Annotated in this window: 4 protein-coding genes; 3 read left to right on the top strand and 1 reads right to left on the bottom strand. The window is 68.2% G+C overall.

The genetic code is table 11. The features are described from left to right. Positions 1–489, top strand: a 489-nt coding sequence (locus tag D7V93_RS32530; RefSeq protein ID WP_147451458.1) for a DUF418 domain-containing protein, incomplete at its 5' end; no start/stop codon positions are given. Positions 490–587: 98 nt separating this feature from the next. On the opposite strand, the gene D7V93_RS32535 is transcribed toward D7V93_RS32530, so the two are convergent. Continuing rightward, positions 588–2,843, bottom strand: a complete 2,256-nt coding sequence (locus tag D7V93_RS32535; RefSeq protein WP_120647084.1) for a M4 family metallopeptidase — start codon at positions 2,841–2,843, stop codon at positions 588–590. A gap of 406 nt (positions 2,844–3,249) precedes the next feature. Between D7V93_RS32535 and D7V93_RS32540 the strand changes: the two genes are divergently transcribed. Both D7V93_RS32540 and D7V93_RS32545 read left to right on the top strand, forming a co-directional pair. After that, on the top strand, positions 3,250–6,225 hold the full coding sequence (locus D7V93_RS32540; protein WP_120647085.1) for a chemotaxis protein CheB: 2,976 nt from the start codon (positions 3,250–3,252) through the stop codon (positions 6,223–6,225). Between the two features lie 78 nt (positions 6,226–6,303). Then, the coding region (locus D7V93_RS32545; protein WP_147451459.1) for a two-component system sensor histidine kinase NtrB at positions 6,304–7,599 on the top strand (1,296 nt) is incomplete at its 3' end.

A 7,599-nucleotide genomic window follows, 5' to 3' on the forward strand; every position in this document is an offset into this window, starting at 1 on the left:
GGGCTGGGGGTGGGCGCCGCCATCGCCAGCCTGTCGCTCGCGCTGAGCCTGATGAACCGGGGCGTTCCACCGCCGCCCAGCCCGCCGGTGTGGATGGTGGGGATGCGCACCCTCAGGGAGGTGGGCTACCTGTTCATGGGCATGGGCTACGCGGCGGCCTTCGCGCTGCTCTTCCAGAGGGAGCGCTGGAGCAAGGCGCTGGGCGTGCTCGCGCCCGCGGGCCGCATGGCCCTGTCGCTGTACCTGATGCAGACGGTGGTGAGCCTGTGGCTGTACGACGGCTGGGGCCTGGGGCTCGTGGGCCACCTGCCGTCGTCGCGCGTCGCGCTGCTGGTGCTGGGCGTCTTCGCGGTGCAGGTGGGCTTGAGCCACCTGTGGCTTTCGCGCTTCCGCTTCGGCCCGGCGGAGTGGCTGTGGCGCTCGCTCACCTACGGCCGCGCCCAGCCCATGCGCCTGGCGTCCGCGAGTCCGGCGCGCGCGGCGCCCTGAGCCGCCCAAAAAGAAACCCCGGGTCCCGCGAGGAAGCGGGAGCCCGGGGCTTGAAGGCGAGGGGCGCGGCGTCGAGCCGCGCCCCCTGCTTTCGGGAACTACAGCGTCTTGTAGGACGCCGCGAACGCGGTCTTGATGTAGCCGTCCACTTCGCGGTCCACCAGGCTCGGCACGCCGAAGATGGTGATGTAGTACTTGCCGGCCGGCACGTTGCGCAGGATGCAGCTCTCCGTCGCGCTCTCCTTCACGCCACGGCACAGGTAGCTGAACTGCGTGGGGGCGGAGGCGGCCTGCACGTAGATGTCCGCGTTGCCCTCACCCTCGCCAATCGCGACGGACAGGGTGTTGATGCCGGAGTCCTTCTTGAACTCGGGCATGTCGATGATGAAGGTCTGGCTGGAGCCCGGCACGCCCGAGAGGTCCTCGATGCGCGTCTCGTTGCCAATCTTCACGAAGCCACCCTTCCAGGTCACGGACAGCGACGTGCCCGTGTAGGAGGTGAAGCCCTTGATCATCACGTACCAGATGGCCTCGGTGCCGGAGGTCGGGAAGGCGCAGACCTCGTTGTTGCCGGACTTGTACGGACGGCAGTCGTACAGCGAATCCGTGGGGGCGTTGGCGCGACGGACGTAGAGGTCCGCGTCACCCGTGCCACCGGACAGCGTGAAGGTCACGTCCGTGGCGCCCTCGGGGATCGTCACCGAGTAGAACTGCTTGCTGCCGGAGGAGCCGTTGATGCCCGTGACGGGCACGCCCTTCTCGATCGGGGTGGTGACCGGGGGAGGAACCGGCACGCCGACGCCGACGGCCTTCCACGCGTTGCCCACCGAGGCGATCTCCGCCGGGGTGAAGCCCAGCTGGGTCGCGGCCTGCTCCGAGAGGGTCTTCGCCGCCTCGAAGTTGGAGCTGGCATTCATGAGGTCGACGTTGATCTTGTAGAAGACCTTCGCGGCCTTCTCGAAGCCGATGCCCGCGACGACCTGGGTCGTCTTGGCGCGCGGGTGCGTGCCACCCTGCGACATCAGGTAGAACGCCAGGTTGGAGATACCCGAGCTGTAGTGCACGTCCACGCCGGAGGAGTAGTCCGGGTAGTAGTCGAGCGAGTCCCCGTCCAGCGTGGGGCTGTTCATGTAGCGCAGGCCGTCACCCGGGATGCTGGGCGTCCAGACGTCGTCGCCGACGATCCAGGTGTTCGCGTCGATGACCTTGCCCTTGCCGTACCACTCGCACACCGCTCCGAAGATGTCGGAGAGGGACTCGTTGAGGCCACCGGACTCACCGGAGTAGGTGAGGTTGGACTCGGACGAGGTCACCGCGTGCGTCAGCTCGTGCGCCGTCACGTCCAGCGAGTTCGCCAGGTTGGACGCGTTCACGCCGTCGCCGTCGCCGTACACCATCTGGGTGCCGTCCCAGTAGGCGTTGACGTAGTTGTTGCTGTAGTGGACGTAGCTCTTCAGCGTCGCGCCCAGGTTGTTGTACGAGTCGCGGCCGAACAGGCTGTTGTAGCAGTTGTAGACGGTCCCGAGGTGGTCGTAGTTGTTGTTGACCACGGGGTCGGCGTGGACCGGATCACCCTCGAAGCGCGCACGGACGGCCGTGGGCAGCGACGTGCGGTGCTGCAGGTCACGCACTTCGCGGTTGAGCGCGGAGTGGATGTTCGGGCGGATCTCGAAGACCTCGCCCGTCTTCGCGTTCACCAGCACGGTGTTGTCCACCGGCGTCGTGTCCGCCAGCTGACCCGTGACGCGAACTTCGTACGTCAGGACCAGCTCGTTGCCCGAGCGGTGGTACACGAGCTGGGGCTCGCCCTCGGAGGAGGCGCGCTCCGGGGCGCTGCGGTCGCCCGTCGCCGCGGCGATGGCCGCCTCGGGGGCGATGGAGGCCTTGGCCTCACCCTTCAGGTCGCCACGGGCGTTCGTGTTCACCGCGAACACGGAGCCGTTGCGGGCGTGCAGGCGGACTTCCGCGTCGCGCACCAGGATGCCGTTGTGGCTCACGCCGTAACGGAAGTGGGTGTCGCCGTCGAAGCCGACGTAGGCCTTCTTCAGGAACAGGTCGTTCGGGTCCAGGCGGAACATCGGCGCCACGCCCGCGAGCACCGGGGCCAGCTGCTGCGGCGCAGCGATGCCCTGGATGGCCGACGGCGCGGGAACGGAACCAAAGGAACCGGTGACGAAGGTGGGGACCGCGTCCGTGTCGGCCGCGATCACCTGCTGACCCGCCGACAGATTGGCGGAAGCCTTCTGGAGGTTGGTCTCCTCCTTGTTCGCAGCAGGAGCGCCATCGGTGCAGGCGCCAACCATCAGGGACAGGGCTGCGGCACCCAGAGCGCCGCGTACTCGCTTCTCGTACATGTAATCCTCCTAAGTGGAAAGATTCGAGAACACTGTGTCACAGGAGAGGCGCGTATTTCAAGTACAGGCGAGAATTTTACGAATACAGTGATTCTCAAGAATCGAGACTTCTCGCAACTGCTTGAAATGACGGGAGGAACCCACGCAGACCGGGAAAACGGGGCAATGCTTCAAACGGGTAAGACGGGGCCTTCGTGTTTGAAGCACCTGTCGGCGGATGCGTGCAATGATTGAACGCCGGGGAGAATTTGCCGTCTCATTTATTCCCGACCCGGGTGGGTCCCGGTCCACTGCCGGCTGGCACGAAGGGTGAACGGAGGGCCAGCGGCGGGGGTCGCGCTGGGCTATCAGTGAGGAAGACTCCCCCTGGCGCGATGCCGCGCGACGGGCGCCGAAGGAACTCCTCGTGAAGAAGCAGCCCACTGCCCCTCCGCCACGCCCCCACGAGGAAGGCGCCGGTGCGAAGACGTTCCTGGAGCGCTTCCCGGTGGTGGGAATCGGGGCCTCCGCAGGCGGCCTTCCGGCCATCCTGGCCCTGCTGGAGCACCTGCCCGCGCGGACGGGGATGGCGTTCGTGTTCGTGCAGCACCTGTCCCCCGAGCACGAGAGCGCCCTGCCGGAGCTGCTGGGCCGGGGGACGGCGATGCCGGTGGTGGAGGCCTCCGAGGGCCTCACGCTCACGCCGGATCACCTCTACGTCAACCCGCCGGGCGTCAGCCTGACGCTGGAGCACGGGGCGCTGCACCTGGGGCCGCCGCGGAGCTCTCCGCAGGGGCTGAGGCTCATCGACGACTTCCTTATATCGCTCGCGGAGCAGGCGCCGGGCCGGGCCATCGGCGTCATCCTCTCCGGCACGGGCTCCGACGGCACCCGGGGGCTGCAGGCCGTGCGCGAGGCGGGCGGCACCACCCTGGCCCAGGAGCCGACGTCCGCCCACTTCGACGGCATGCCCCGGAGCGCCATCGCGGCGGGCTGCGTGGATCACATCCTGCCTCCCGAGGGCATGGCGGTGACCCTCGCGCAGCTCGCCAACCTGGGCACGCTCGCGCCCCAGGCCCACGCGGCGCCGGACGCGGCCGCGTCCCCGGCGCTCCCGGAGGAGGGGCTGCAGCGGGTCTTCCGGTTGCTGCGCGAAGCGGTGGGCGTGGACTTCACGCACTACAAGCCCAGCACCATCCACCGACGGCTGGAGCGACGGATGCTCCTGTGCAAGGTGGAGGACCTGGACACCTATGTCCGCTACCTGGAGGCGCACCCGGAGGAGCTGGACCTGCTCCACCAGGACCTGCTCATCCATGTCACCAGCTTCTTCCGGGACGCCACCACCTTCGAAGCGCTCCAGCAGAAGGTCTTTCCGGAGCTCTTCCAGGGCCGCCCGCACGACCTGCCCTTCCGCATCTGGGTCCCCGGCTGCTCCACGGGCGAGGAGGTCTACTCGCTCGTCATGTGCCTGATGGAGTACCTGGGCGCGGCGGCCACGGGCCACTCCCTCCAGGTGTTCGCGACGGACGTGAGCGCGACGGCCATCGAGCAGGCCCGCGCCGCCGTCTACCCGGAGGCCAGCGTCTCCGGCCTGTCGCCCGAGCGCCTGCGCCGCTTCTTCGTGAAGACGGAGGGCGGCTATCAGATCCACAAGTCGCTGCGGAACGTCTGCGTCTTCGCGCAGCAGAACCTGGTGAGCGATCCGCCCTTCTCGCGGATGGACCTCATCAGCTGCCGCAACGTCCTCATCTACCTGGGCCCGGTGCTGCAGAAGAAGATCCTGCCCGTCTTCCACTACGCCCTGCGCCCGGGTGGGTTCCTGATGCTGGGCACGTCGGAGACGGTGGGCGCTTCCGCGGACCTCTTCTCCCTGGTGGACAAGCGCAACAAGCTCTACCGGAAGAAGAACACCTCGCCCCCGCCGAACCTCACCTTCACCTATCGGGAGTCCCCGGCGGAGCGGCCCTCCAGCGCGCGGCGCAAGCTGGAGCCCGGGGCCGCGGACCTGGATGCGCAGCAGGAAGCGGACCGGCTGGTGCTCGCCCGCTACGGGCCCCCGGGCGTCATCGTCAACGAGGACCTGGAGATCCTCCACTTCCGGGGCCACACCGGGCCCTACCTCGAACCGCTCCCGGGGGTCGCGAGCCTCAACCTCATCAGGATGGCGCGCGAGGGGCTGTCGCTGGAGCTGAGAGCGGCCCTGCACCGGGCGAAGAAGGGCGACAGCCGGGTGCGCAAGGAGGGGCTGACGCTGTCGGAGGGGGCCCGGCAGCGCAAGGTCAACCTGGAGGTGCACCCGCTGCGCGCCGCGCATGCGGGGAAGGAGCACTGCTTCCTCGTGCTCTTCGAGGAGGCGCATGATGCCGCCCCGGCCCCGGAGCGCGAGGGCCGCGCCTCCGCGCCCGACGGACGCGAGGGCGAGCACAGGCGCGAGGCGGAGTGGCTGCGCGAGGAGCTGCTCATGACGCAGGAGCACCTGCAGACGGTCACGGAGGAGCAGGAGGCCACGTATGAGGAGCTGCGCTCCGCCACCGAGGAGCTCCAGTCCAGCAACGAGGAGCTGCAGTCCACCAACGAGGAGCTGGAGACCGCCAAGGAGGAGTTGCAGTCCACCAACGAGGAGCTGACCACCGTCAACGAGGAGTTGCAGAACCGCAACCTGGAGCTCAGCCAGCTCAACAGCGACCTGAGCAACCTGATTGGCAGCACCCATATCGCCACCGTGATGCTGGGCAACGACCACCGCATCCGCCGCTTCACCCCCATGGCGGAGGAGGTGCTGAAGCTGTCCACCTCGGACATCGGCCGCCCCCTGCGCGACGTGAAGCTGGCCATTGCGCTGCCGGACCTGGATGCCGCCGTGACCGAGGTCACCGAACGGCTGAGCATCATCGAGCAGGAGGTGCGCGACGGCACCGGGCACTGGTATTCGCTGCGCCTGCGCCCCTACAAGTCATTGGACAACAAGATTGAAGGCGCGGTGATGACGCTCCTGGACATCGACCGGCTCAAGGCCAGCCTCGATGAGTCCCGAAGGTCCCGCGAGTACGCCAAGGCCATCGTGGAGACGATGCGCGAGCCCTTCCTGGTGCTGGACGCGGGCCTGCGCGTCATCAACGTCAACCCCGCCTTCTACGCCACCTTCCAGGTGAGCGAGGAGCAGACCCTGGGGCACCCGCTCTACACGCTCGGCAATGGCCAGTGGAACATCCCCCAGCTGCGCCACCTGCTGGAGGAGATCCTGCCCTTGAACAAACACTTGCGGGACTTCGTGATGGAGCACGATTTCGACACCATCGGGCACCGGCGCATGCTGCTCAATGCTCGCCAGCTCTCCAGCGAGACGGCGGGTGTGCCGTACATGCTTCTTTCCATTGACGATATAACCCGAAGGACCTGAGCACCTGGGAGGGCCCCCCGCTGGAGGGTTCCCCGCCCGGAAGGCCTCCAGGTGGGTCTGCTTGGAGTGGGGGAGTCCATGGATGGGCGGCGTAGCGGGATGACACGGGCGGACCTCACACAAGCGATACAGGCATTGGAGAACAACCCCAGCGCTCCGGACGAGCTGCGCGGCCTGCTGCGGGAGCTGCAGCGCCACCAGTTGGAGCTGGAGATGCAGAACCGCGAGCTGCAGGAGGCCCAGCAGGCATTGGAGGAATCCCGCAACCGCTACATGGAGCTGTACGACTTCGCGCCCATGGCCTGCGTGAGCCTGGATGCGAAGGCCTGCATCCAGGATCTCAACCTCACGGGCGCGGGCCTGCTGGGACAGGACCGCACGCACCTCCAGGGGATGCCGTTCACGCCCTTCGTGGACCCGGCCGACCTGGGCCGTTTCTTCGCCCATGTGCGCCAGTGCATCGATGGGGAGACGGTGAGCACGGAGTTGCGGCTGCGCATCGCGCGGAGGCGGATTGAAGTCCGGCTCCACAGCGCGCCGCTCGAGGACGGGAGGCTCCCGGGGCGCATGTGCCGGACCGCCATCATCGACATCACCGAGCTGCGGCAGATGCAGGTGCGCCTGAGCATGTCCGAGCGCCTGGCGGTGGTCGGCACGCTCGCGGCGGGGATCGCCCACGAGGTCAACAACCCGCTGGCCTTCCTCATGGGCAGCCTGAGCCTGGCCTCGCACGCGCTGCGGGCCCCGGCACCGGCGACGGTGGATACGGAGCTGCTCGCCCTCACGCGCCACCACACCGGCGCGACGCAGGCGCTCGAAGCCCTGTCCCATGCGCAGGCCGGCGCCGAGCGCATCCAGGACATCGTCAAGGACCTGGGCACCTTCGCGCGCCCCAGCACCTCGCAGGGCCACGGCGTCGACGTGGAGCAGGTGCTGGAGCTGGCCCTGAAGATGGCCACGGTGGAGATCCGCCACCGGGCCCACGTCGTGCGGGACTACGAGCAGGTGCCTGAGGTCGTCGCCGACAGCGTCCGGCTGGGCCAGGTCTTCCTCAACCTGCTGGTGAACGCGGCCCAGGCCATTCCGGAGGGGATGGCCTCCCGCCATGAGATCCGCGTGCGCCTCCGGAACTCCGACGAGGGCGTGCTCGTGCAGTTCCAGGACACGGGCGAGGGCATCGCGCCGGACGTCCTGGAGCACATCTTCGACCCCTTCTTCACCACGAAGCGGCTGGGCCAGGGCCTGGGGCTGGGGCTCGCCATCAGCCACAGCCTGGTCGCCCAGATGAATGGGAGCATCAGCGTGGAGAGCACGCCCGGCCGGGGCAGCACCTTCACCGTCCAGCTCCCGGCGTCCTCCGCACCGCGAGAGGCC

The organism is Corallococcus llansteffanensis, assembly GCF_003612055.1.
Lineage (GTDB): Bacteria > Myxococcota > Myxococcia > Myxococcales > Myxococcaceae > Corallococcus > Corallococcus llansteffanensis.

Excerpts from the sequence above, each read along its gene's own strand:
- D7V93_RS32535 (WP_120647084.1), bottom strand. The coding sequence starts at position 2,843 with ATGTACGAGAAGCGAGTACGCGGCGCTCTGGGTGCCGCAGCCCTGTCC.